Source organism: Bibersteinia trehalosi, from assembly GCF_004346205.1.
Taxonomy (GTDB): domain Bacteria; phylum Pseudomonadota; class Gammaproteobacteria; order Enterobacterales; family Pasteurellaceae; genus Bibersteinia; species Bibersteinia trehalosi.
In genome coordinates, this window is record NZ_SMAM01000002.1 from 66,809 (window position 1) to 91,101 (window position 24,293).

General features: G+C 38.4%; 24 protein-coding genes. 16 read left to right on the forward strand and 8 right to left on the reverse strand.

What is annotated here, in order from left to right:
- The first annotated feature begins 42 nt into the window (after window positions 1-42).
- From EDC51_RS02270 to EDC51_RS02285, 4 genes are all read left to right on the forward strand, one after another.
- Window positions 43-405 carry a diacylglycerol kinase gene (locus tag EDC51_RS02270; RefSeq protein ID WP_064319030.1) on the forward strand — a complete coding sequence of 121 codons (363 nt, stop codon included), beginning with the start codon at window positions 43-45 and terminating at the stop codon, window positions 403-405.
- Window positions 406-439: 34 nt separating this feature from the next.
- Window positions 440-2,089, forward strand: coding sequence for a bifunctional UDP-sugar hydrolase/5'-nucleotidase UshA (ushA, locus tag EDC51_RS02275; RefSeq protein ID WP_015432667.1), 1,650 nt, complete (start codon window positions 440-442; stop codon window positions 2,087-2,089).
- A 77-nt stretch (window positions 2,090-2,166) separates the two neighbouring features.
- Window positions 2,167-2,547: a YacL family protein gene (locus EDC51_RS02280; RefSeq protein WP_025267002.1), complete on the forward strand. Its 381-nt coding sequence runs from the start codon at window positions 2,167-2,169 to the stop codon at window positions 2,545-2,547.
- Between the two features lie 115 nt (window positions 2,548-2,662).
- Window positions 2,663-4,312 carry a putative transporter gene (locus tag EDC51_RS02285; protein WP_015432669.1) on the forward strand — a complete coding sequence of 550 codons (1,650 nt, stop codon included), beginning with the start codon at window positions 2,663-2,665 and terminating at the stop codon, window positions 4,310-4,312.
- Window positions 4,313-4,378: 66 nt separating this feature from the next.
- Here the strand turns inward: EDC51_RS02285 and pmbA are convergent, their stop codons facing one another.
- Window positions 4,379-5,728: a metalloprotease PmbA gene (pmbA, locus tag EDC51_RS02290; RefSeq protein ID WP_131928068.1), complete on the reverse strand. Its 1,350-nt coding sequence runs from the start codon at window positions 5,726-5,728 to the stop codon at window positions 4,379-4,381.
- Between the two features lie 161 nt (window positions 5,729-5,889).
- Between pmbA and yjgA the strand changes: the two genes are divergently transcribed.
- Genes yjgA through cmoA form a run of 3 tightly spaced genes read left to right on the forward strand, consistent with a single transcriptional unit; the run spans window position 5,890 to window position 7,505 of the window.
- A complete protein-coding gene (yjgA, locus tag EDC51_RS02295) occupies window positions 5,890-6,420 on the forward strand; it encodes a ribosome biogenesis factor YjgA (protein ID WP_015432671.1) in 531 nt (176 codons plus the stop codon).
- Window positions 6,421-6,437: 17 nt separating this feature from the next.
- Window positions 6,438-6,782, forward strand: coding sequence for a SirB2 family protein (locus EDC51_RS02300; protein ID WP_064319026.1), 345 nt, complete (start codon window positions 6,438-6,440; stop codon window positions 6,780-6,782).
- A complete protein-coding gene (gene cmoA / locus EDC51_RS02305) occupies window positions 6,783-7,505 on the forward strand; it encodes a carboxy-S-adenosyl-L-methionine synthase CmoA (RefSeq protein ID WP_015432673.1) in 723 nt (240 codons plus the stop codon). It abuts the gene before it with no gap.
- 55 nt (window positions 7,506-7,560) lie between these two features.
- Here cmoA and EDC51_RS02310 read toward each other — a convergent pair whose 3' ends face one another.
- The 4 genes from EDC51_RS02310 to EDC51_RS02325 form a co-directional block, all read right to left on the reverse strand.
- Window positions 7,561-8,667, reverse strand: a complete 1,107-nt coding sequence (locus EDC51_RS02310) for a methionine biosynthesis PLP-dependent protein (protein ID WP_131928069.1) — start codon at window positions 8,665-8,667, stop codon at window positions 7,561-7,563.
- A gap of 91 nt (window positions 8,668-8,758) precedes the next feature.
- Entirely contained in the window at window positions 8,759-9,571 is an 813-nt protein-coding gene (dapB, locus tag EDC51_RS02315; RefSeq protein WP_015432675.1) for a 4-hydroxy-tetrahydrodipicolinate reductase, read from the reverse strand.
- Between the two features lie 91 nt (window positions 9,572-9,662).
- Window positions 9,663-10,742, reverse strand: a complete 1,080-nt coding sequence (rlmM, locus tag EDC51_RS02320) for a 23S rRNA (cytidine(2498)-2'-O)-methyltransferase RlmM (protein WP_131928070.1) — start codon at window positions 10,740-10,742, stop codon at window positions 9,663-9,665.
- Entirely contained in the window at window positions 10,732-11,136 is a 405-nt protein-coding gene (locus EDC51_RS02325) for a DUF423 domain-containing protein (protein ID WP_015432677.1), read from the reverse strand. Before EDC51_RS02325 ends, rlmM begins: the two co-directional genes overlap by 11 nt.
- 221 nt (window positions 11,137-11,357) lie before the next feature.
- Between EDC51_RS02325 and zapB the strand changes: the two genes are divergently transcribed.
- From zapB to EDC51_RS02340, 3 genes are all read left to right on the forward strand, one after another.
- On the forward strand, window positions 11,358-11,576 hold the full coding sequence (zapB, locus tag EDC51_RS02330) for a cell division protein ZapB (protein ID WP_015432678.1): 219 nt from the start codon (window positions 11,358-11,360) through the stop codon (window positions 11,574-11,576).
- A 62-nt stretch (window positions 11,577-11,638) separates the two neighbouring features.
- On the forward strand, window positions 11,639-12,217 hold the full coding sequence (locus EDC51_RS02335; protein ID WP_015432679.1) for a thymidine kinase: 579 nt from the start codon (window positions 11,639-11,641) through the stop codon (window positions 12,215-12,217).
- A gap of 215 nt (window positions 12,218-12,432) precedes the next feature.
- Window positions 12,433-13,197, forward strand: a complete 765-nt coding sequence (locus EDC51_RS02340) for an FNR family transcription factor (RefSeq protein ID WP_025266999.1) — start codon at window positions 12,433-12,435, stop codon at window positions 13,195-13,197.
- 99 nt (window positions 13,198-13,296) lie between these two features.
- On the opposite strand, the gene EDC51_RS02345 is transcribed toward EDC51_RS02340, so the two are convergent.
- Window positions 13,297-15,810, reverse strand: coding sequence for a glycogen/starch/alpha-glucan phosphorylase (locus tag EDC51_RS02345; RefSeq protein ID WP_015432681.1), 2,514 nt, complete (start codon window positions 15,808-15,810; stop codon window positions 13,297-13,299).
- Window positions 15,811-16,090: 280 nt separating this feature from the next.
- Between EDC51_RS02345 and rplY the strand changes: the two genes are divergently transcribed.
- From rplY to EDC51_RS02375, 6 genes are all read left to right on the forward strand, one after another.
- Window positions 16,091-16,378 (forward strand): 50S ribosomal protein L25, encoded by a 288-nt coding sequence (rplY, locus tag EDC51_RS02350; RefSeq protein WP_025289442.1) that lies wholly within the window; start codon window positions 16,091-16,093, stop codon window positions 16,376-16,378.
- Between the two features lie 336 nt (window positions 16,379-16,714).
- Window positions 16,715-17,194: a hypothetical protein gene (locus EDC51_RS02355; RefSeq protein WP_064319020.1), complete on the forward strand. Its 480-nt coding sequence runs from the start codon at window positions 16,715-16,717 to the stop codon at window positions 17,192-17,194.
- 15 nt (window positions 17,195-17,209) lie between these two features.
- On the forward strand, window positions 17,210-17,692 hold the full coding sequence (locus EDC51_RS02360) for a hypothetical protein (RefSeq protein WP_064319019.1): 483 nt from the start codon (window positions 17,210-17,212) through the stop codon (window positions 17,690-17,692).
- Window positions 17,693-17,702: 10 nt separating this feature from the next.
- Complete coding sequence (locus EDC51_RS02365; protein WP_131928071.1) at window positions 17,703-19,004, forward strand: hypothetical protein; 1,302 nt, start codon at window positions 17,703-17,705, stop codon at window positions 19,002-19,004.
- Window positions 19,005-19,014: 10 nt separating this feature from the next.
- A complete protein-coding gene (locus EDC51_RS02370; protein WP_249038457.1) occupies window positions 19,015-21,129 on the forward strand; it encodes a type I secretion system permease/ATPase in 2,115 nt (704 codons plus the stop codon).
- 1 nt (window position 21,130) lies between these two features.
- Window positions 21,131-22,561 (forward strand): HlyD family type I secretion periplasmic adaptor subunit, encoded by a 1,431-nt coding sequence (locus EDC51_RS02375; protein WP_131928073.1) that lies wholly within the window; start codon window positions 21,131-21,133, stop codon window positions 22,559-22,561.
- Window positions 22,562-22,621: 60 nt separating this feature from the next.
- Here EDC51_RS02375 and EDC51_RS02380 read toward each other — a convergent pair whose 3' ends face one another.
- Both EDC51_RS02380 and EDC51_RS02385 read right to left on the reverse strand, forming a co-directional pair.
- Window positions 22,622-23,392, reverse strand: a complete 771-nt coding sequence (locus EDC51_RS02380) for a Zn-ribbon-containing protein (RefSeq protein WP_131928074.1) — start codon at window positions 23,390-23,392, stop codon at window positions 22,622-22,624.
- Complete coding sequence (locus EDC51_RS02385) at window positions 23,377-24,288, reverse strand: cation diffusion facilitator family transporter (protein ID WP_015432689.1); 912 nt, start codon at window positions 24,286-24,288, stop codon at window positions 23,377-23,379. The genes EDC51_RS02380 and EDC51_RS02385 overlap by 16 nt, the downstream gene beginning before the upstream one ends.
- Window positions 24,289-24,293 lie beyond the last annotated feature (5 nt).

Sequence of the window (24,293 nt, forward strand, 5' to 3'; positions counted from 1 at the left end):
ATTTTCGGTAAAATGTGCCAAAATTTTTTTAGCAACACTGTCATGAAACCTCAAAATAGCGTAAATTTACAACGCGTGTTCAATGCAACCCGCTATTCTTTACAAGGTTTAAAAAAAGCCTACCAATCTGAAGCTGCATTTCGTCAAGAGATGTGGCTTTCTTTTTTTCTACTCCCCGCTGGCTTATATCTAGGGGAAGGTGCCAGTGAAAAAGTGCTGTTATGTGCATCAGTCTTCATCGTACTGATTACCGAATTACTCAATAGCGCCATTGAAACAGTTGTAGATCGCATTGGTAGTGAATTTCACGAGCTTTCTGGCAAGGCAAAAGATATCGGTTCTGCCGCAGTATTTACCTCAATAGTACTATTTTGCCTTACTTGGCTATTAATTTTATGCAATTAAATTGACTTTTCCCTCAGCAAATAAGGAGATATCCATGAAATTTAAAAAAACTCTGCTTTCTGTTGCAATGCTGGCTGCATCAACTGCTATGGCTTATGAAACAGATAAAACTTATCAATTTACCGTACTCCATTTAAATGATACCCACGGGCACTTCTGGAAAAATGATAAAAGTGAATACGGTTTTGCCGCTCAAAAAACAGCAATTGATGCGGTTCGTAAAGAAGTGGCAGAAAAAGGTGGCGAGCTACTCTTTATTCATGCGGGTGACTACAATACTGGGGTGCCTGAATCTGATATGCAAAATGCTAAGCCGGATATTGAAGGCCTAAACATGTTAGGTGTAGATACCCTAGTTTTAGGTAACCACGAATTTGACCATCCTTTACAAGTACTTGATATGCAAGAAAAATGGGCAACTTTTCCATTTATTTCTGCCAACGTTGTCAATAAAAAAACGCAAAAACCATTAGTTAAACCTTATGTAACATTTGACAAAGGTGGGTTAAAAATCGCTGTACTTGGCTTAACTACTGAAGATACGGCTAAACTAGGTAATCCTGATGTTACTGAAAATGTTGTGTTCCAAGACCCGATTGAAACCGCTCGCACGACATTAAAAGAAATTAATGAAAAGGAAAAACCTGATGTTCGTATTGCCTTAACCCATATGGGCTACTATTTTGATGAACAACATGGCATGAATGCGCCTGGTGACGTGTCATTAGCACGCCGTTTAGATCATAATGCATTAGATTTAATTGTGGGGGGACATACGCACGACACCGTATGCGTAAATGATGAAGGTACAGGTCTAAAAGCACCGTATAAACCAGGTGATGAGTGTAAACCAGATTATCAAAATGGTACTTGGATTGTACAAGCTGGTGAATGGGGTAAATATCTAGGTCGTGCTGATTTTGAATTTAAAAACGGTGAAACCAAATTAGTGAAATATGAGTTAATCCCAATTAACCTAAAACAAAAAGTGAAGTTAGAAGACGGCAAAACCGAATATCAACTCTACCAAGATGAAATTGCCGAAGATCAAGCTGTCTTTGAGCATCTGAAAAAATACCAAGATGAGGGTGATAAACTACTTGGTATTAAAGTAGGGACAGTGCAAGGTGGTGTATTAGAAGGAAATCGCGATGTCATTCGATTCCACCAAACAAATTTAGGTCGCCTCATCGCGCAATCACAAATGGAGCGAGTAAAAGCAGATGTAGGGATTATGAATTCAGGTGGTATTCGTACTTCAATTCATGAAGGTGATGTAACTTATAAAGATATCCTTACTGTACAGCCTTTTGGAAATATTATTTCAACAGTTGATCTCACCGGTCAAGAATTGCTGGATTATCTCAATGTTGTCGCATTAAAAGAAGTTGATATGGGAGCATATCCTCAATTTGCAGGGATTTCAATGGTAGTTGATCGCCAAGCGAAACAAGTGTCTGAGGTAAAAATTGCTGGTGCGCCATTAGATCTGAATAAACGTTATAAAGTGTCTATTCCAGACTATTGCGCAGCAGGCGGTGATGGCTATCCTGTGATGAAAAAACATCCAAGCTATGTCAGCACAGGTTTTGTTGATGCAGAAATGTTGAAAAAATATTTTGAAGAAAACTCCCCGATTGATCCAAGCAAATTCGATCCGAAAAACGATATTATCTTCAAATAGATTAATCTGCTAAAATAGCAAGCGGTCATTTTTGCAGAATTTTTTGCAAAAAGACCGCTTATTTTTTAGGAGTGCTTATGGAATACCAATTTACTCATACAATGCATGGCGTTGTAGCAAAATGTTCAATGGATCACGAAGCTTTTGCTCGTTGGTTAAACACCGAACTTGCCCCCAACCCAAAAGATCTTGATAAAATTTTGCAAGAAATCGACCGTTGTCGCAAAGCGTTCCCTAACCATTACGAGGCGCTATTTGAAGGGCATGAATATTCACTTTATATCAGTTATGAAGAAGTTGTTGCCAAAGCCAATAACCTAGAAATGGAGTTGGACGATTTAGACGCAATCGCAGAAGGCTTAAACTATTATGATGAAGAAAGTATTGCCTTCTGTGGCTTGGAAGATTTTGAAGCATTTTTGACCGCTTACCAACGTTTTGTTAATACTTACCATTAAGCGTGTTGATATTTCATATTAACTTTGATTTATTCGCTGAAATTTGAGCCAGATCGCATATTTCATACTGGCTCTTTGCTAGAATATCGCCACCTTTCATTTTTGCGTTTAAATTATGAGCGATATTGCATTAACAGTTAGTTTAATCTCTCTTGTTTCAGTTATTGGGCTATGGCTAGGGCAAATCAAAATTCGGGGGGTCGGCTTAGGTATCGGAGGGGTTCTCTTCGGTGGAATTCTTGTTGCCCACTTTGCTGCCCAGTGGGGTATTCAACTTGACCCTCATACACTACACTTTATTCAAGAATTCGGTCTTATCCTCTTTGTCTATACCATTGGAATTCAAGTCGGGCCAGCATTCTTCTCCTCTCTCCGCCAATCAGGCTTAAAACTTAACGGCTTTGCCTTACTGATTGTCGCCTTAAGTGGTTTATTGGTGATCATACTACATAAACTTTTCGCCATTCCATTACCAGCCATTTTAGGTGTATTTTCTGGCGCTGTAACTAACACACCATCGCTTGGTGCAGGGCAACAAATTCTCAATGAACTCGGCGCGGATACTGCCGTGATGGGCATGGGTTATGCGATTGCTTACCCATTTGGCATCATTGGCATTTTGCTTTCTATGTGGCTCATTCGTGTATTACTGCATATAAATATTGAACAAGAAGCCACAGAATTTGAACGCCATCATAATGCAGATAAAATCGGCTTAAGCACCCAGAATGTAAAAATTACGAATCCCAACTTAAATGGCTTAACCTTAAAGGAACTTCCTGATTTTGAACTGCATGATGTAGTTTACTCTCGCTTAAAACGCAATGGCGAACTCTTTGTACCAAAAGTCGATACTCAACTGCAAATTGGTGATATTTTACATTTAGTGGGCGAACCTAGTACTTTACGCAAAATGCAGCTTATTCTAGGCGAAAATGTCGAAACATCACTTTCCACCAAAGGTACTATGTTTCGTTCTGAACGTGCGGTAGTCACAAACGAGAAAGTCTTTGGCAAACAGATCCGCCAATTAATGCTCAAAGGCAAATATGATGTCGTTATTTCACGCTTAAATCGCGCAGGCGTTGAATTAGTCGCAAACGGTGAAATGCACTTACAGTTTGGAGATGTGCTTACGCTAGTTGGTCGGAAAGAAGATATCGACACGGTTATGGCAATTATCGGTAACGCTCAACAGAAATTACAACAGGTGCAAATGTTACCGATTTTTATCGGGATTGGACTTGGCGTATTATTAGGATCCATTCCGCTTTATTTACCGGGTTTCCCCGTTGCACTCAAACTGGGCTTAGCCGGAGGCCCTTTGGTAGTCGCGCTACTACTCGCTCGCATTGGCAGCATTGGAAAACTCTATTGGTTTATGCCTCCTAGTGCCAACCTAGCGCTACGAGAAATTGGAATTGTACTATTTTTGGCCGTAGTGGGTTGGAAAGCTGGAGGCAATTTCTTATCAACTTTGCTAAGCAAAGACGGGATGATTTGGATTGCCGCAGGCGCAGTCATTACCGCAATTCCTCTACTCATTACAGCTATCGTAGCTCGCCTCTATGGTAAACTCAATTACCTTACCCTATGTGGACTACTCGCAGGCTCAATGACAGACCCTCCTGCGCTTGCTTTTGCAAATGCACTTAAAGAAACTAATGGTGCAGCAGCTCTTGCTTATGCAACGGTTTATCCGCTAGTCATGTTCTGCCGAATTGTACTACCACAAATTTTAGCGATTTTACTTTGGGTAGGCTAACAAGCGGTTTTACTTGTTCATCATATTGCAAAAAGAACCCTGATTTATCATCAGGGTTTCTTATTTCTAGTTGCCTGAAATTTTCATTTTATCTAATAAAATCGAACCCGTCTGAATATTAGAACGCTGCTCAATGTCATCACCAACTGCAACAAGATTTTGATACATGTCTTGCAACTGCCCTGCAATAGTAATCTCAGCAACGGGATACTGGATTTCACCATTTTCCACCCAGAAACCTGCTGCCCCACGTGAATATTCGCCTGTTACACCATTAATCGCACTACCAAGCATTTCTGTCACTAACAGCCCTGTTCCCATCTCTTTAAGCAATGTATCTAAACCACCTGTGCGGTTTGGTTTAACCAACCAGTTGTGAATGCCACCTGCATGTCCTGTGGTTTGCATTCCGAGTTTTCTTGCACTGTAATTGGTGAGCAGATAGGTTTGCAAAATGCCATCTTGAATAATTTGGTGATCGTGCGTTTTAATCCCTTCGCTATCAAATGGCGATGATGCGAGTTGGCGTAAAAGATGTGGACGTTCTGCAATTTCAAACCAATTCGGTAAAATTTGGTCGCCTAATTTATCTTGTAAAAAACTTGCCTTGCGATACAACGCACCGCCACTAATCGCCCCGGCTAAATGCCCGATAAGCCCTGTTGCGACATCGTTGTAGAAAATGACAGGCACTTCGCACGTTTTAAGCTGACGTGGATTTAGGCGATCTCCCGCTTTTATCGCAGCCTGCTGCCCTACCCATTGTGGCGTAGCAAGTTTGTCAAATTCACGAGAAACCGTGTATTCATAATCTCGCTCTAATTGCTCGTCAAAGGCAGAAATGACACAACAAGAGAGCGAATAACGGCTAGAAAGGTAGCTTTGCAGCATTCCGTGCGTATTGCCATAAACACGCACGCCACTGTGCGAATTAAAACTTGCCCCTTCGCTATTAACAATGCGTTCATCGCTGTTTAAGGCAAAATGCTCGGCTTCTATCGCCATTCGTACTGCTTGATCAACATCGATCTCTGCTTGATGATAAAGCTCTAAATCTGGGGCATCAAATGCCATCAACGCTTTTTCGCCCAACCCTGCACAAGGGTCTTCCGATGTATATTTTGCAATAGCAAGAGCTGATTCCACCGCTTGCTGAATCGATTTTGGGCTAAGATCAGATGTTGAAGCATTGCCTTTACGATTGCCCAAATAGACGGAAATCCCTAACGCCCCATCATTATTAAATTCAATATTTTCAATTTGCTCTAAACGGGTAGAAACGGATAAGCCTGCCACTTTTGTTACCGCCACTTCCGCACTCGCCCCTGCTTTTTTGGCAAAATTTAAGGCGATTTCAACCGCTTGTTTTAATTCTTGCTCTTGGTGTTGTAATTCTGATTTGCTCGTTAAGCTCATTTTATTGCCTTTCAATTTCAAAAATGGTGAGATTATACCTGTAATTTAACGTACCGATAAGTGCTTATTCATTTGACCCTCTTTTCCTTTAAGCATAGAATACACGCTAATTTAAAGCCTATTCCTGCAATAGGCTTTTCCCTTTTCAAGAGAAAATTAATATGGCAAAGAAAAAACATAATGAAATCGACTGGACGGATGATGAAGAAGAGATTATCTGGGTCAGCAAAAGTGAAATTAAACGTGATGCCGAGCATCTAAAAAAATTAGGTACAAGCTTGGTTGAGCTCAATAGTGCTAATCTAGCCAAAATGCCGTTAGATGATAGCTTACGAGATGCTATTGAATTGGCACAAAAACTAAAAATGGAAGCTCGCCGTCGCCAAATTCAATATATTGGTAAACTGCTACGCAATGTTGATCCAGAGCCAATTCAAGAAGCTTTAGATAAAGTCGAAAATCGCCATAACCAGCAGCTTGCACTATTACATAAATTAGAACAGACCCGAGATCAGCTAATAGCGCAGGGCGATACAGTATTAAATACGCTTGTTGAAGAATACCCAGCCTTAGATCGCCAACATCTGCGTAATTTAATCCGCGCAGCACAAAAAGAAAAGCAAGCTAATAAGCCACCAAAAAATTATCGTGAAATTTTTCAATATTTAAAATCTGTGATTGTGGAACAATAATATTTACGGAGTGATCCATGCAAACTTTATATTTTTCTCATATTGCTTTAGCTTATTTGAGTTTAGCGCTGTTGCTAGTTCGCGGTATTCTCTCTGCCAGAATGGTCGATTGGAGACAATACAAACTCTTAAAAATCGCCCCTCATTTAGTTGATACTTTACTACTTATCTCGGGGGGAGCCTTCTTTTTTATAGTCGGTTATGAATTTTCTACTTGGCTTGCAGCAAAACTCGTTTTCCTCGTGTTATATATCATCTTTGCGGCTAAAGCCTTTAAGAAAACTCAACCATTTTCACTTAAACATTTCATCTTAGCTGTGATCAGCTTTATGATGATTTTAGTAGTCGCAACGGTTCGATAAATGAAAGATACTATTTTTGCCGCCCCAATTGAAAAACTCGGCGACTTTACTTTTGATGAGTCGGTTGCTGAGGTTTTCCCCGATATGATTCAGCGCTCTGTGCCGGGCTATTCCAATATCATTACCGCGATAGGTATGCTTGCCGAACGTTTTGTAACAGACAACTCGCAAGTTTACGATCTCGGCTGTTCCCGCGGGGCAGGGATTTTATCAGTTCGCCGCAATGTCAAAGCCCAAAATGTCAAAATCATCGGTATTGATAATTCCGAGCCGATGGTTGAACGCTGTCGTAGCCATATCAATGCTTATCAATCATCTATTCCTGTAGATATTCATTTGGGCGATATTCGTAATGTGGAAATTGAAAATGCCTCTATGGTCATTCTCAACTTCACGCTGCAATTTTTACCGCCACATGACCGCTTGGCTTTGCTCAAAAAAATCTATCAAGGCTTAAAACCGAATGGCGTATTGGTGCTTTCTGAAAAATTCACGTTTGCAAATCAAGCGATGAATGAACTGCTAATTGATTTACACCACACCTTCAAACGAGCCAATGGCTACAGCGAATTAGAAGTAAGCCAAAAACGCACCGCATTAGAAAACGTGATGCGAACAGATAGCATCGATACACACAAACAACGCTTACAACAAGCAGGCTTTAGCCAAGTTGAACTCTGGTTTCAGTGTTTTAATTTTGGTTCAATGATTGCCATTAAGTAATCTAAACAAAAACGGTGGGAAAATTGATTGATCTGCCCCACCGTTTTTTATTACGTTATTTCAGTTGTGCAAAAGCTTGTAATAAATCTGCCTTAATGTCATCAACGTGTTCTAACCCTACTGAGAAACGCAATAGGCGGTTACATACGCCACGCGCAATACGCTCTGCTTCTGGAATGTCCATATGGGTTTGGGTAGCTGGATAAGTAATGAAGCTCTCTGTGCCGCCTAAACTCTCTGCAAAGGTAATCATTTTGATTGATTTTAAAAATGGATTGACCCAGTTTTCATCTTGCAGGCGGAATGAGAGCATTCCGCTTTTACCTGAATAAAGCACACTGTGAACTTGTGGCTGTTCGCTTAAAAATTTAGCGATTTCAGTGGCGTTTGCTTGATGGCGTTCCATACGCAATGCAAGGGTTTTTAAGCCACGAATGATTAAGTAGCTATCAAATGGCGAGAGCACTGCCCCAGCACCATTTTGCAGATAGAATAAGCGTTCGCAAAGTTCCTGACCTTTTGCCACGATAATACCTGCAAGCACATCGTTATGCCCCGAGAGATACTTGGTTGCACTGTGGATCACAATATCCGCCCCTAAATCTAACGGACGGAATAAAACTGGGGTTAAGAAAGTGTTATCCACAATCAGCATTAAATTGTGTTTTTTAGCAATTTTCGCAATCTCAGCCACATCACACTCTTCCATTAATGGATTTGATGGGGTTTCCACAAAAATCGCTTTGGTATTAGGATTGATCGCATTTTCAATCGCATCAAGATCAGCGGTGTTTACATACACAGGTTTTACAGTGTTGTTATTTTTATAGCTGAAATCCAGCAAGCGGTAAGTACCACCATACACATCGCTTGAGATAATCCACTCATCGCCACCTTTGAAAAGTTGCATTAAAAGCTGAATCGCTGCCATGCCAGACGACATCGCAAAACCTGCATCACCATTTTCTAAACGAGCTACGCCCTCTTCTAGCACAGTACGAGTTGGATTTTTAGTACGAGTATAATCAAAGCCTGTGGATTCACCAATACCTGCGTGGCCATAAGCAGTTGAAAGGAAAATTGGTGTTGCCACCGCACCAGTGCGTTCATCGGTGCGATTGCCTAATTGAACAAGTTTAGTTTCAATGTTATTAAAATTCATATTATGATCCATTGTAGGGGCGGACCGATGTGTCCGCCCGATATTCAAACGATATTTAGGGCGAACACATCGATCCACCCCTACGGAAATTTTATAGATTGTTTAAATCCAACACATCTGTCATATCAAACAGACCATTTTGTTTATTTGCCAACCATTTTGCCGCACGCACTGCACCGTTAGCAAACGTCATACGGCTTGACGCTTTATGCGCAATTTCTACACGTTCACCTTCATCGGCAAACCAAACACTATGCTCACCCACCACATCGCCAGCACGGATAGTCGCAAAGCCGATTTCATCACGCTTACGTTCGCCTGTAATACCTTCTCGTGCAAATACGCCGTGCGTTTTTAAATCACGCCCTAGTGTTTTCGCAATATGTTCACCCATTGAAAGTGCTGTGCCTGATGGGGCATCTACTTTATGGCGATGATGTGCTTCAATCACTTCAATATCACAGTAATCGCCCATCACTTTTGCAGCTTTTTCTAAAAGTTTGAACACTAAATTCACACCCACGCTGTAATTTGAGGCAAACACAATCGCAATTTTTTCACTCGCCGCTTGAATGGCGGCTTTACCCGCATCATCAAACCCTGTTGTCCCAATCACCATCGCTTTATTATTTGCCACACAGAAATCAAGATGAGCTAGTGTGCCTTCTGGACGAGTAAAATCAATGAGGAGATCAAAATTTGCTTTTTGGCTTTCTAAATTATCTGAAACAATAATCCCATTTGCACCAATACCTGCCAATTCGCCAGCATCACTGCCCACAAGAGATGAACCTTTACGCTCAAAAGCAGCACCTAATTCCACACCCTCTATGTTGTGTACAGCTTGAATTAATTGTCTTCCCATACGACCGCTGCTACCCACGATCCCAATTTTTAATGTCATTGTTTTTATCCTTCATGTTGTGAATTACAAGCGGGTCGATTTTACAGTAATTTTGCAAAACTTTGTAAAAAAAGCCCCGCTTGCTGCAAATTTATTTCAACTGAATATGCACCGTAATTTCTTCTCTATCATGATAGAGATGTTTCGCCTGAATACGAAAATTCAGCCCTTGTTTATCAAGCGTGTCTGCTAAAAAATCTAAGCATAATTTCACTTCTTGATAACGTTTTTTCATCGGTAATTTTAAGTTAAAAATAGTTTCCCGACACAAACCACTTGTCAGCCATTTCGCCATTAACTTTGCGACTTTCATCGGTTGCTCTACCATATCACACACCAACCAATCTATTTTTTTGCGTTTAGGCGGTTGGAATTTAAAACCGTCTTCCGGACAATGCTCAATTCGTCCTGTATCGTGCAGGCTTGCGGCCATTTTACCGTGATCGACTGCGTAAACAAATAAACCACGTTTAACGAGCTGATAAGTCCAACCGCCCGGACAAGCACCAAGATCCACACCGATCATTTGCTCAGTAAAGCGTTTGGGTTCTTCTGCTTTTGGTACAAAGGTTAAAATAGCTTCTTCTAATTTTAAAGTAGAACGGCTAGGAGCATCGTTTGGAAATTTTAAACGCATAATCCCCATTGGATTTGATGATCGGTTTTCATTATAACCATAACCAACAAAACATTTTCCCGAGCCAACAAACATGATATGTAACGTGATCGTATTTTTAGCATTCGCCTTTGCCTGTAACCAGCCCTGCTTTTTCAACGCAGCACGCAATGGTACGGTAAATTTTCGACAAAAAACCGAAAGCGCTTTGGATTCATTGGTGTCTGGCGTATCGATCACAATTTCTGTGCTATTTTTAGGATTAAGTTCAGCATATTTTGCCAAGATCGGCGAAATTCGGTCATTTTCTGCTAAATTTTGCAACAAATCACTGACCACCATCATTTGTCGCACAAAAATAAGGCTGACTAATTTTAGCTCTCGGGCAAGTCGATCCGCTTCCCCTTGCTGATAACATTCAAAAATGACATAGCCTGAATCCGCTTTTACATTAGCAAAGCCGAATATACCTAGCTCTGCTGCTCGCTCAGTGATCTCCCCTGCCACTTCTTTTTCGAAGCCAGCACGGCAATATAACGCTAATTTATTGAACATTTCGACTTCTCACACTGATAAAAATTAATCCTGCCCAACCCACTAAAAAGAGCGTACCACCAATCGGCGTTGTCCACACAAAAGTTTTACTCATACCTAATGCTAGGGCATATAAACTTCCGCTAAACAATAAAATACCTAATGCCCAGCTGCCACCGATCAGGTTAAAAGCCTTAGCACGGCAAGCCGGCGGATTTTGTCTGCCATCAACAATTTGAAACAAGCCCAAGGCAAGCAAAGCAAGCGTATGAAACATTTGATATTTCAAGCCCTTGTCGATCCAAATCAACGCGTGTGGAGAAAGTGTTTTTTCTAAGGCATGTGCAGTAAAAGCACCAAATGCGACACAGAAAAATCCGCTGGCAGCAGCCAAAGTTAAAAATTTATTTTTCATGTAATTTCTCAAAAATGCATAACTTAAATAGTGATACGTTTTGTAGATTTTAAGGGAATTTTAAGCGCTTGCAATCATTGAAGATAAAATTTCAGCAAATTACGGAAATTTAACGATAAATCATAATTTTATTGCAAACTTTATAATGAAAAAGCTGTCGGATTGGGGTAAAATCTTTACACTTTTGAACACTTTGACAACGTCCATATAAGGGGAACATTATGTCTGTAACTATTCTTGACCAACTTGAAGACAAAATTAAACAAGCTGTAGAAACGATTCAATTATTGCAATTAGAAGTTGAAGAGTTAAAAGGAAAAAATGATGAAGCGCAACGTGCAAATGATGCTTTACGCCAAGAACACGAGCAACTTAAAGCGGAACATCAAAATTTCCAAGAACGTTTACGTTCTTTATTAGGTCAAATCGACAACGTTTAATTTATACACAAAGACTAAAAGCGGCTAATTCGTTTAGCCGTTTTTCTTTTTATATCCTACATATGGCAAAATTATACTTCTACTATTCCTCAATGAATGCAGGGAAATCCACAACCCTACTTCAATCTGCTTATAACTATCAAGAACGTGGCATGCGCCCGTTGGTATATACAGCAGCAATTGATGATCGCTACGGCGTAGGCAAAGTTGCCTCACGGATTGGTATATCCCAACAGGCAAATCTTTTTGATAAAAATTCAGACCTCTTCGCTGAAATTAGCCAAGAACACCACAAACAAACATTGCATTGTATCTTGGTAGATGAGGCTCAATTTCTCACCAAACAACAGGTATATCAATTAAGTGAAGTTGTAGATAAATTAGGTATCCCTGTTCTTTGCTATGGACTACGCACTGATTTCCAAGCAGAGCTTTTTGAAGGAAGCCGTTATCTCTTAGCTTGGGCAGATCAATTAGAAGAGCTGAAAACTATCTGTTATTGTGGGCGCAAAGCAAATTTTGTGATACGTTTAAATCAACATGGCGAAGTGGTTAAAGATGGTGAACAAATTCAAATTGGCGGCAATGATAGCTACCTGTCTGTTTGTCGCCGACACTATAAGGAAAAGTTAGCTAAATAACATAAAGGCGAGCCCCCTCGCCTTTGGCTATGAATAATGATAAGTTCGGTAGATAAATGCAACAATTAAAATAATCAGCATAACTACGATCTGTATTAAACGCTTTTTCGTTAGCTTCTCAGCAGCCATAAATTCTCCAATTTTTCCGATAATATTTCACTATTTTGCTATTCAATGTTAGAATTTGTTCTAAATCAAATTTAAGAGTATTAAATATGAAAATTGTATCGGATTTTAAATCAAATGGAAGACATACCTGCACAATTCACTGTCAAAATTGCAGCATTAGCCAGCTTTGCTTGCCCTTTACTCTTAACGAACATGAATTGACTCAGCTCGATAATATTATTGAGCGAAAAAAACCGATACAGAAATCACAGGTAATCTTTAAATCTGGCGATGAATTACGTTCAATTTATGCAATCCGTTCAGGAACGCTAAAAAGCTATACAATTAGCGAAGATGGCGAAGAACAAATTACTGCTTTCCATCTCCCTGGCGACTTAGTAGGCTTTGATGCCATTGCAGATATGAAACATGTCGGTTTCGCACAAGCACTTGAAACATCAATGATTTGTGAAATCCCATTTGATATTCTGGACGATTTAGCGGGTAAAATGCCAAAAATTCGACATCAGCTAATGCGTTTAATGAGCAATGAAATCAAAAGTGATCAAGCAATGATTTTATTCTTATCAAAAATGAGTGCTGAAGAAAAGCTTGCCGCATTTATCTATAACCTGTCACAGCGTTATGCAGAACGAGGTTTCTCAGCCAGAGAGTTTCGTTTGACTATGACTCGTGGCGATATTGGTAACTATCTTGGGCTTACCATTGAAACCATTAGCCGTTTGTTAGGTCGTTTCCAGAAAAGTGGTATGATTAGCGTACAAGGTAAATATATTACCATCAATCGGATGGAAGAACTCGCAGAGTTAGCCGGTGGAACAAAATCACAAATTCCAGTGACCGCTGTCTAACCAATCCTAAAACAAAGGCATAGTGATACACCACTATGCCTTTTGTTTATTTAAGTAGAGATATCCCTTCGCAATAATACTCCCCCTTCGGGGGAGTCGCTATTTAATGATTAATAGTTTTGAAGCGTCTGACATCAACTCCGCAACACTTGGCTGTTCAGCGAGCTGCTTTTCATCCATTGGCTCAATATGCCAAATATCACGAGCATAATCCAATACAGAACGATCTGATGAAAAGTATCCCATATTGGCAATATTGATAATTGCAGACTTATTCCACGCCTGTTTGTTACGGAATGCTTTTGCAACCTGCTCTTGCATATCCACATAAGCACGGAAATCTGCACAAGCTTGATAATAATCCCCTGAATTTAAGATTAAATCTTGATAACGATACGGATCTTCTGGCGAAAATTTACCGTTTAAGATTTGTGAAATTGCTTCATTTAGCTCCGCATCTCTCTCAAAATAGTGGTATGGAGAATACCCACGGCGACGCAACTCTTCCACTTGCTCAACCGTATTACCAAAAATAAAGATATGCTCATTACCAACGCGCTCTAAGATCTCTACATTTGCACCGTCAAGCGTACCAATGGTTAATGCCCCGTTTAATGCAAATTTCATATTTGAAGTGCCAGATGCTTCTGTTCCTGCTAATGAAATCTGTTCAGAAACATCTGCAGCGGGAATAATTAACTGAGCAAGCGTGACGCTGTAATTAGGAATAAACACTACTTTAATCAAATCATTGATTCGGCTGTCATTATTGATCACATTTGCCACATCGTTGATTAAGCGGATCACTTTTTTCGCCGCATAGTAAGCACTTGCCGCTTTACCTGCAAAAATAAACACACGAGGCTGCCAATCAGCACTTGGGTTACGTAAAATGCGGTTATAGAGTGCAATAATATGTAACACATTCAACTGTTGGCGTTTATATTTATGGATACGCTTGATTTGTACATCAAAAATTGCTTCAGGGTTTAATTTAATCCCTTGCGTTTGCGCTACATACTCTGCCAATTTACGTTTATTTTCCACTTTCACTGCAGCAATTTGAGCTTGCACATCAGCATCATCGGCAAATGCATTTAATTGCTCTAATTGGGTTAATTCTGTCCGCCAGTCACGCCCGATATATTTATCTAAGATATTTGCTAAACCAGGGTTAGCGATTTGGATCCAGCGGCGAGGAGTTACACCATTTGTGACATTTGTAAAACGCTCAGGATAGATTTTGGCAAAGTCTGCAAAGATCGAATCAACCATTAAATCTGAGTGGATTTTGGCCACACCATTCACTTTGCCTGATGCAATGACGGCTAACCATGCCATACGCACACGGCGATCTCCGTGTTCATCAATAATCGATACCCGTTGGATTAATTCTTCATCACCTGGGAATTGTTCACGCACTTGTTGCAAGAACCATTCATTGATTTCAAAAATAATCTGTAAATGGCGTGGCAATACACGAGCAACCATTTCAACCGGCCAAGTTTCCAGTGCTTCACTCATTAAGGTATGGTTAGTATAGAAGAATGTTTTACGTGTCGTATTCCACGCTTGTTCCCAACTATAACCTTTTTCATCAATTAAAATCCGCATTAATTCAGGAATAGCTAAAGTTGGGTGCGTATCATTCAGATGAATAGCTACCTTTTCAGCCAAGTTTAAACAAGAACCAGACTCCACTTCGTGACGGCGAACAATATCTTGCACTGATGCCGAACAGAGGAAATATTCTTGACGTAAACGTAGTTCCCGACCATTGTAGGTAGAATCATCTGGATAAAGCACCCGAGAGACATTTTCTGAACTATTTTGCTTACTCATTGCAGCAAAATAATCACCTCGATTAAAATCAGATAAACCGAATACTTTATCTCCTGCATGTGCAGACCATAGACGCAAGCTGTTGGTTGATGCTGTTTCAAAGCCTGGAATCAATTGATCATGCGCTTGAGCAATAATTTCATCGTCTGCTTGCCATACCGTTTTTTTGCCTTCCTGCCATGTTCTGCCACCAAAACGCACAGGGAAACGCTTACTAGCACGTAAATACGGCCAAACAAACTCTTTTTCTAGCCAATCATCAGGATGTTCTACTTGCTCGCCATTTTTAATTTCTTGGCGGAACATTCCATATTCATAGCGAATACCATAACCAATGGCAGGAATTTTCATCGCGGCAAGGCTATCCATATAACAAGCCGCCAAACGACCTAAACCGCCATTACCTAAACCTGGGTCACCTTCTTCGTTAATAATATCTTCCAAATCTTGCCCCAGTTCCTTAAAAGCTGCACGCATTAATTCGTACACACCTTCTGAAATCATCGCATTACTAAAGGTTCGCCCCATCAAAAATTCCATGGAAAGATAGTAAACTCGACGGCTTGTATTTGCTGCTTGGCTACGACGAGTTTGTAACCATGATTCAGTAGAAAGATCACGCACGACACGTAAAGCGGCATTAAGCCAGTTACGACGAGTTGCATCACGCGGCTCAACCCCTAAAGCAAACACAAGTTTATGCAAAATTGCATTTTTGACACTTTGAATATTCTCGGGGCTAAGTTGATTAGTTGGCTGATGTTGCGCCATTGGACTGCTCCTGTAAAAATAAAAATGAAAAATAAATGATACAAAACGTTTGCTATTTTAGCCGAAATTACATCACTTTGCTTGCAAATTAAGCTAATTATTTTTAACAAACCAACAAGCGGGTAAAAATTGGCGATTTTTTGCAAAATAATTTGCTTTTTTTGCAAATTTAATTAGAATTCGCACTCGGCTTTTTGCCGCAAATTTATAGGGAATCGCTGGGTCGCCTGCGATTTTTGTTTTCACGGAACGCAAGTTCCCTTTTTTATGAGAAATTAAAATGTCATTTACATTTGAAGCTGAAGTTCGTTCGGCGCAAGGTAAGGGTGCGAGCCGCCGCCTGCGTCACAATGGTCAAGTTCCTGCAATCATCTACGGTGGTAACGCAGAACCTGTATCAATCATCCTAGACCACGATAAAGTAAACAACGCACAAGTTCACGATGCGTTCTACAACGAAGTATTAACTATCGTTGTTGCAGGTAAAGAAGAAAAAGTGAAAGTGCAAGCAATGCAACGTCACCCGACCAAGCCAAAACTTGTTCACTTAGACTTCAAACGTGTTTAATTATGAACACTCAAACGCCCGATCATTCGGGCGTTTCTTTTTTGCAAATTTTCTTGATTTTTCAACCGCTTACAGCAATTCTCAACTTAGATTAACTTCATACGTAGCTACTTCAATATTACTTAAGTTCTATGCTTTAGCTAAATTTTTTGTGAATCAGATCACATTTTCTCACCCTTCTTCTTGCTATGATATTTAAAATCAATATCATTAGCAACTACTCTTGTAAAAACCTCTTTCTTCTCTTAATCATATAGCATTCTTAAATTTTACCCATAAGAAAATAATAAATGCTAAACAAAATTTAATTTATTTTTAAACAGTTAGGAGAAATTTATGTTTAAAAAACTACTTACACTCCTCGCTTGCATTATACCTTTTAGTGCTTGTAGTGTTAATTTTTTAAGAGGTGAGTTTAGTTATATCGATCACCATATAGCACTAGACGATCTAATTCGGGCCGAATGGTATTTTCATCAAACAGGTGTGGACCCATATCAATATGGTACAAAAAAGACGTATGTCCCTGATTATATTGTTGGCATTTATTCTAATGATAAAAAATATGACTCTTACAAAAAAGAATATTTCTTGTTTCAAATAAACGATCCCGACTTAATTCATAATGAATCTTTCTTATTTGAGTTATTATCTTCTCCTTGCAAGGCCAATATTATGAATCATAACAATAGGGAAAATAGCCAACCTAAAGGTATCGCATTTCCTTTTATTAGGATGAAAAATATTATCCGCTGTAGAAAAGGATACTATAAATTAGAAAAGATTAATGATAACTCATTTGCAATTAAATATTAATATAAGGAGAAAATCATGTTTAAAAAACTACTTACATGCTTAGCTTGTATTATACCTTTTAGTGCTTGTAGTGTTAATTTTTTAAGAGGTGAGTTTGGTTATATCGATCACCATATAGCCTTGCTTGATTTTATTAAGACTGAGTGGCATTTTCATAAAACTGGAATTGATCCATATCAATATGATACAGAAGATAATTATGTCCCAGATTATATTATTAGTATTTACCCTGATGATAAAAGATACTCTTCTTATAAAGAAAAGAATTTTCTATTTGAGATAAAAGATCCAGATTTAATCCGCAACAAATCATTTTTATATGAATTATTATCCTCTCCTTGCAAGAAGGCTAATGTTATAAATCATAACAATAGGGAAAATAGCCAACCCAAAGGTATCGCATTTTCTTTTATTAGGATGAAAAATATTATCCGCTGCAAAGAAGGATACTATAAATTAGAAAAAATTGATGAGAATTCATTCGTAATTAAATATTAAGGAGAAAATTATGGCAAGAAATAGTGATGATATTGCTCATTTAGATGAGGTTACAGTTGTTGGAAGAAACGAAAGACCAGACAGAGGTGAAATAGAACTACATAAGAATGATAAAGACGATTATTTAGTTCGGCCAACAAGACCAAATCCTAAGCCTAAACCAGCACCAGAAGCAAAACAACCTATAGAACCACCAGAAAGAATAGATAAAGTTTATGCAGGCTTTCCTACAGGTAAAGGATTTTATCTTGTCTTACATGAATATAAAGATACTGTTGTTGGCCATACTAATATCGAATTTGTGCATAATGCTAAAAGAGATGGATGGTTTGGGGCCAATATTGATAAAATAAAGCTTGGTAATATTACAGGAGGAATAAAAGAAGAATATAAAGATTCTCAAGAAAGAATAAGAAGAAATAAAAATCACTCCTATAAAATAATTGAAGTCTCTGAAAAAGAGTACTATAACGCATTGATATATTCACGAAATCTAGCTAACAAATATAAGAATAATCAAGGAGATTATGACCTGATCGGTAAAGCCCATAACTGTGTCGATTTTGTAATGGATACATTAAAAAAGGCAAATATCAAGAATTCAGAAAAGCTTGTTGCGGATTTTATGAAAGGGAGTACATTAGCAAATGGCTATGCTGAGGTGAAAGCCTTAAAAGTAACAGGTATGGAAGAAAATACTGCTTATAATAAAGTTTTCTCTGATAATAGTGAATTTAAGCAATTCAAACATATCCATCACAATGATATCCCAAGATTTATTTCTGAATATAGTGGTGATGCATCATTTAATGCGGTTATTATTACCGGAGATTCTAAAAATACTACTTATAATGCGGATATAAGCAAACACCGTAATATGATTATTACAGATAAAGGCGGGCAAGATACTCTTAATATTAAAAATGTTAAGGGAATGCTTTTATTTAGAAAACTTGGTGAAGATTTGGCTATTCTTGATAGCAAATCCCAAAATCGTATTACTATACAAGATTGGTTTAAAGAAAAAGAAGTTATTACTGAAACAAGATGGCGTGGAGGTCGTAAAAGATATTATGAAACACGTATTATCGGTGAAAAAGACGTTACTAATCAGTATAAAATAGAGAAAATAACGCTTAATGGGACTAAATCCTTATCCTACGATAAAGTTGATAAATTAGTGGAAGCTATGGCGATGTTTAATGATAATGGAAGGTTTAATATACCAGAATCAATTGGTCCAGGTATTCCTAATCCTGCAATTTTTCCGAGATATCACTATATTCAAACTGCTTGGGAAGAAATAAAATAAGGTTATTACATTGAAAACTCAATCTGCACTAGATGGGCTAATCTTATTAGCCCATTTTCATCAAATTCCAGTATCACCGGAACAAATAAAACATAAATACGATATTGACGGTTCAGGATTAGATCTCCCTTCTTGGTTACTTGCCGCGAAAGAACTTGGGCTTAAAGCGAAATTAGTACAAAAAACTAAAGCTCGTTTGCCTTTTATTAACCTGCCAGCTATGGTATGGAATGAGGAAACAGGCGATCATTTCATTCTGGCACAAATAGAACATAAGAATAACCAATATTTAATTTATGATTTTGAACTTGACGATACTGTTTTACTCTCTGAATCAGAGTTTGATAAACGCTACAATGAAAAATTACTTCTTGTCGCTTCTCGGGCATCGACACTAGGTACATTAGCAAAATTTGATTTTACTTGGTTTATTCCTGCTATCATCAAATATCGTCATATTTTTATTGAAGTGCTAATTATTTCAATTGCATTACAAATTTTTGCACTAATTTCACCACTTTTCTTTCAGGTTGTCATGGATAAGGTGCTGGTGCATCAAGGCTTTAGCACCCTTAATGTCATTGCCATTGGGCTTTTAATTGTGGTCATTTTTGAAATCGTTTTAGGTGGCATTAGAACATTTATCTTTGCTCATACTACGAGCCGAATTGATGTAGAGCTTGGTGCAAAGTTATTTCGGCATATGTTAGCTCTGCCTATTGCTTACTTTGAAACCCGCCGAGTCGGTGAAACAGTGGCAAGAATAAGGGAATTAGAACAGATTCGTACATTTTTAACAGGCCAAGCATTAACCTCAGTGCTAGACCTACTCTTCTCTTTTATCTTTCTAATTGTTATGTGGCAATATAGTATTTGGCTAACCTTAGTCGTTTTTATCTCACTACCGCTATATGCCATATGGTCTGCAACTATTAGCCCAGTATTACGTCATCGATTGAATGATAAATTTGCACGCAATGCAGATAACCAATCATTCTTAGTCGAATCAGTTAGTGCTATCAACACCATTAAATCAATGGCTGTCAGCCCACAAATGACTAATCATTGGGACAAATTGCTTGCTAGCTATGTATCTTCTAGTTTTAACGTGACTAAGCTTGCGACTGTCGGACAGCAAGGTATTATGCTCATTCAAAAATTAGTGATGGTCGCAAACTTATGGATTGGTGCACACTTAGTTATTAGCAATGAAATTACAGTTGGACAATTAATTGCTTTTAATATGCTGGCAAGTCAAGTGGCTAATCCCGTTATCCGCTTAGCACAACTTTGGCAAGATTTTCAACAAGTAGGTATATCTGTCAGTCGCTTAGGCGATATTCTTAATACGCCTACAGAGGTGCCGAAAAGCACTATTTCCTTACCTGAAATACAAGGGAAAATCGAATTAGATCGTGTTTCATTTCGTTACCGTCCAGACGGAATAAATATACTCCATTCGCTTTCTCTGAGTATCCATTCTGGAGAAATTATCGGTATCGTTGGTCGTTCAGGCTCAGGTAAAAGTACAATTACTAAACTCATTCAGAGGTTATATACTCCCTTATCTGGCAGAGTGCTTATTGATGGACATGACCTGTCTCTTGTTGATCCTATGTGGTTACGTAGGCAAATTGGTGTTGTATTGCAAGATAATACCTTGCTAAATCGCTCCATTAGGGAAAATATTGCTTTAACAGATCCTTCTATACCAATGGAGCAAATCATTACAGCTGCAAGATTAGCGGGTGCCGATGAATTTATATCGCTTTTACCTGAAGGTTACGACACTATTGTTGGGGAACAAGGTGCAAATCTATCTGGTGGACAAAAGCAACGCATTGCTATTGCAAGAGCATTGATTACTGATCCTAAAATACTTATTTTTGATGAAGCAACAAGTGCTCTAGATTATGAATCTGAATATATCATTATGCAAAATATGCGCAGAATTTGTGAAGGTCGTACAGTCATTATGATTGCACATCGTCTTTCAACAATTCGGCATGCAGACAGAATCATGGTAATAGACAAAGGACAATTGGTTGAACAAGGAAACCACCATACTTTGCTTGAATTACAAGGAATTTATTACCACCTTTATCAACTACAATCTAATAACTAAGATGCTATTATTTAAATTATCCGCTTTCAAAGAATTAATTCAGAAATATTACTCAATATTTAAGGTTATTTGGAAGGATAGAAAACAACTCGAAAGTTTACCAAGAACAGCCGATGAAACAGAATTTCTTCCTGCTCACTTAGAATTATGTGAAAAACCTGTATCATCATTGCCTAAATGGTCTGCCAGATTAATTATTCTTTTTTTAATATTTACTCTTCTTTGGGCTTATTTAGGAAAAGTAGAAGTTGTTACTGTTGCTCATGGTAAAATTATTGCAAGCAACCGTAGCAAAAATATACAACCATTAGAAACAGCAATCATAAAAAATATCTATGTAAAAAATGGAGAGAAAGTAACGCAACATCAACCGCTTATTGAATTAACAGCAACGGGAATAGATACCGATCTTTCTCAATCTAAGGCTCATTTAGCCACATTATTACTAAGTAGTTTACGTTTAAACGCCTTATTGTATAGTATTGAACAAGAAAAACTTCCAACTTTAACATACGAAAAGAATGATGTTTACTCATCAGAAGAGGTAATACAAGAGCAAGAGTTTGCAAACAGCCAATATCTAGCTTGGAAAGCAGAAAAACAGCGCCTAGCTGTACAGATTGAACAAAAACAAGCTGAGAAAAAGACTATTATTGATATTATATCAACTTTAAGCGATATAAAAAATTATGAAAAAGAAAGAACAGATGATCTATATACACTATACCGAAAGAAAAGTGCCTCAAAGCACGAATACTTTCAACAGAAAAATAAACTCTTAGAAATCGAAAATAATTTAATCACACAGAAAAACAGACTTAATGAAATCGAGAAAGAAATTATTCAATCTATACAAGAATACCAAGCATTTATCAATTCATTTAAAAGAGATCTGTTAAATGATTTAAAAAATACTTACAACAATTTATCTCAAGCTGAACTTGAATGGGAAAAAACGAAACAAAGGCAAGGGTTTATGATACTCCGTTCACCTATAGATGGCGTAGTTCAGCAATTACAAACATATACTATTGGTGGAGTCGCAACGGCTGCTCAGACATTAATGATTATTGCCCCTGAAAAAGATCAATTGGAAGTCGAAGCAACAATCAGCAACCAAGATATTGGATTTATACAAACTGGACAAGACGTTATATTAAAGATCGCAGCTTTCCCATATACCCGATATGGGTATATCACAGGAAAAGTGAAACATATCAGTTTAGATGCCATACAAGATGAAAAGCTCGGCTTTGTTTTTAGTACAACGATCTCAATGGATAAAGATTACCTTAATATTAATGACTCTCGTGCCTATTTAAAACAAGGCATGCTAGTATCTGCAGAAATAAAAACAGATAAAAGAAATATAATGGACTATTTCCTAAGCCCATTCAAAACAACTATTGATGAAAGCTTGAGAGAACGCTAACTCAAACGCCCGATTACTCGGGCGTTTCTTTTTTGCAAATTTTCTTGATTTTTCAACCGCTTACAGCAATTCCCAACTTAAATTTGAGAGCAAACGGCATTTATCACATTTAAAATGAAAAATCTCATGTAAAGGTTCAGTTAGCTTCCATTCGCCATGGCAGCTAGGACATTTTCGTTCATTCTCTAGATTAATATCGCTGCCTAAACGGTAGAGATAATAATAGGTTGGGATTTGGCTCACCTGCTCAATGGCCGCGCATAATGCTCGACCTTGCTGGCTTAATGGGCTTTCAAGTTCAGAAATCTGTGCTAATGCTTCCTGCTCTAATACGCCACCATTCATTTGTAGTTGATCACAAGCCTGCCAATTTTCTTGCCATTTTAATATTTGCTCAGTTAATTCAGGCTGATCGCCTAAACGATAAAGTGGTATCGCTTGCAATACATCCCCATGGTATAACGGTGAGGCACTATCAACATAGCTAGTATAGAGCAGCTGAAAACTCGCAGGCTCGCAGTTTGCGGTATCATTTTCGTTATAATCTCGCCCCACAACCTCAAAAAAGATCAATGCCACTCCAGCCTGCTCGGCATATTCAATCGCTTGCCTTACCCAATCATTATTATATTTATCTAACAAACTATCTTGTTCTGGTAACGATAAGCGAACTTGAAATTCAAACTGTTCACCTAACTTGTGATGAGTTACGCCAAATTCTCTGCCTAAAATTTGCCCATTAAAACGCCATTGCTCAAGAATTTGGTTGATTAAATTAACAGGATCTTGCTCAAAATTTTGGTAGCTGAAATGTGCTATGGCTTGATACATTGTCGTTTCTCTCGTTCTTCTTGCTGTACAATAGAAGTTGGTTCTTGATGGATAATCACTTCAGAATGCGGAAAAGTCGCTAAAATTTTATGCTCTAGACAATCTGCAATTTCATGGGCTTTCATTAGGGTTAAATCATCAGCCATCTCTAAATGCAATTGGATAAAACGCACCGCACCTGCGCGACGTGTTTTAAGGTCGTGAATGCTGATAATATCATCTTGTTTATGTACAATTTGCCAGATTTGTTCAATTTCTTCTTTCGGTAACGCCTTATCTAATAGGGCTTGCACCGCATCCCACAACATTTTGCCCGCATTATATAAAATATAAAGTGCGATTCCGATCGCAAATAGCGCATCAGCATAGATGACACCTGCTAAATTTAATCCCATTGCAACTAAAATCGCGCCATTCATATATAAATCAGTTTGATAGTGAAGTGAATCTGCAGCAATTGCAGGACTACCTGTTTGTCGCACCACTTGACGCTGATATAACACCAAAACCCCAGTTAATAGCATTGAAAAAATACCGATACAAATCCCTAATTCACTCCCCATAATCCATTGTGGTTCGCTTAAGCGTTGAATACCTTGTAACAGTAAGAATACTGCCGAACCTGTAATAAATGCACTTTGTACCAATGCCGCGAGTGATTCTGCTTTACCATGTCCAAAAGTATGTTCATCGTCAGCGGGTTGCAATGCAAAGCGTAATACCAACATATTCGTCACAGAAGCAAACAAATCCACCAAAGAGTCGGTCATTGCCGCTAAAATTGTCATTGAGCCTGTTTGCCACCAAGCAAAGGCTTTCACAATAATGAGAATACCTGCCACAAACACTGCAAAATGGGCAGCTCGTTTAACCTGTTGATTATATTCTTGTGCCATAATGA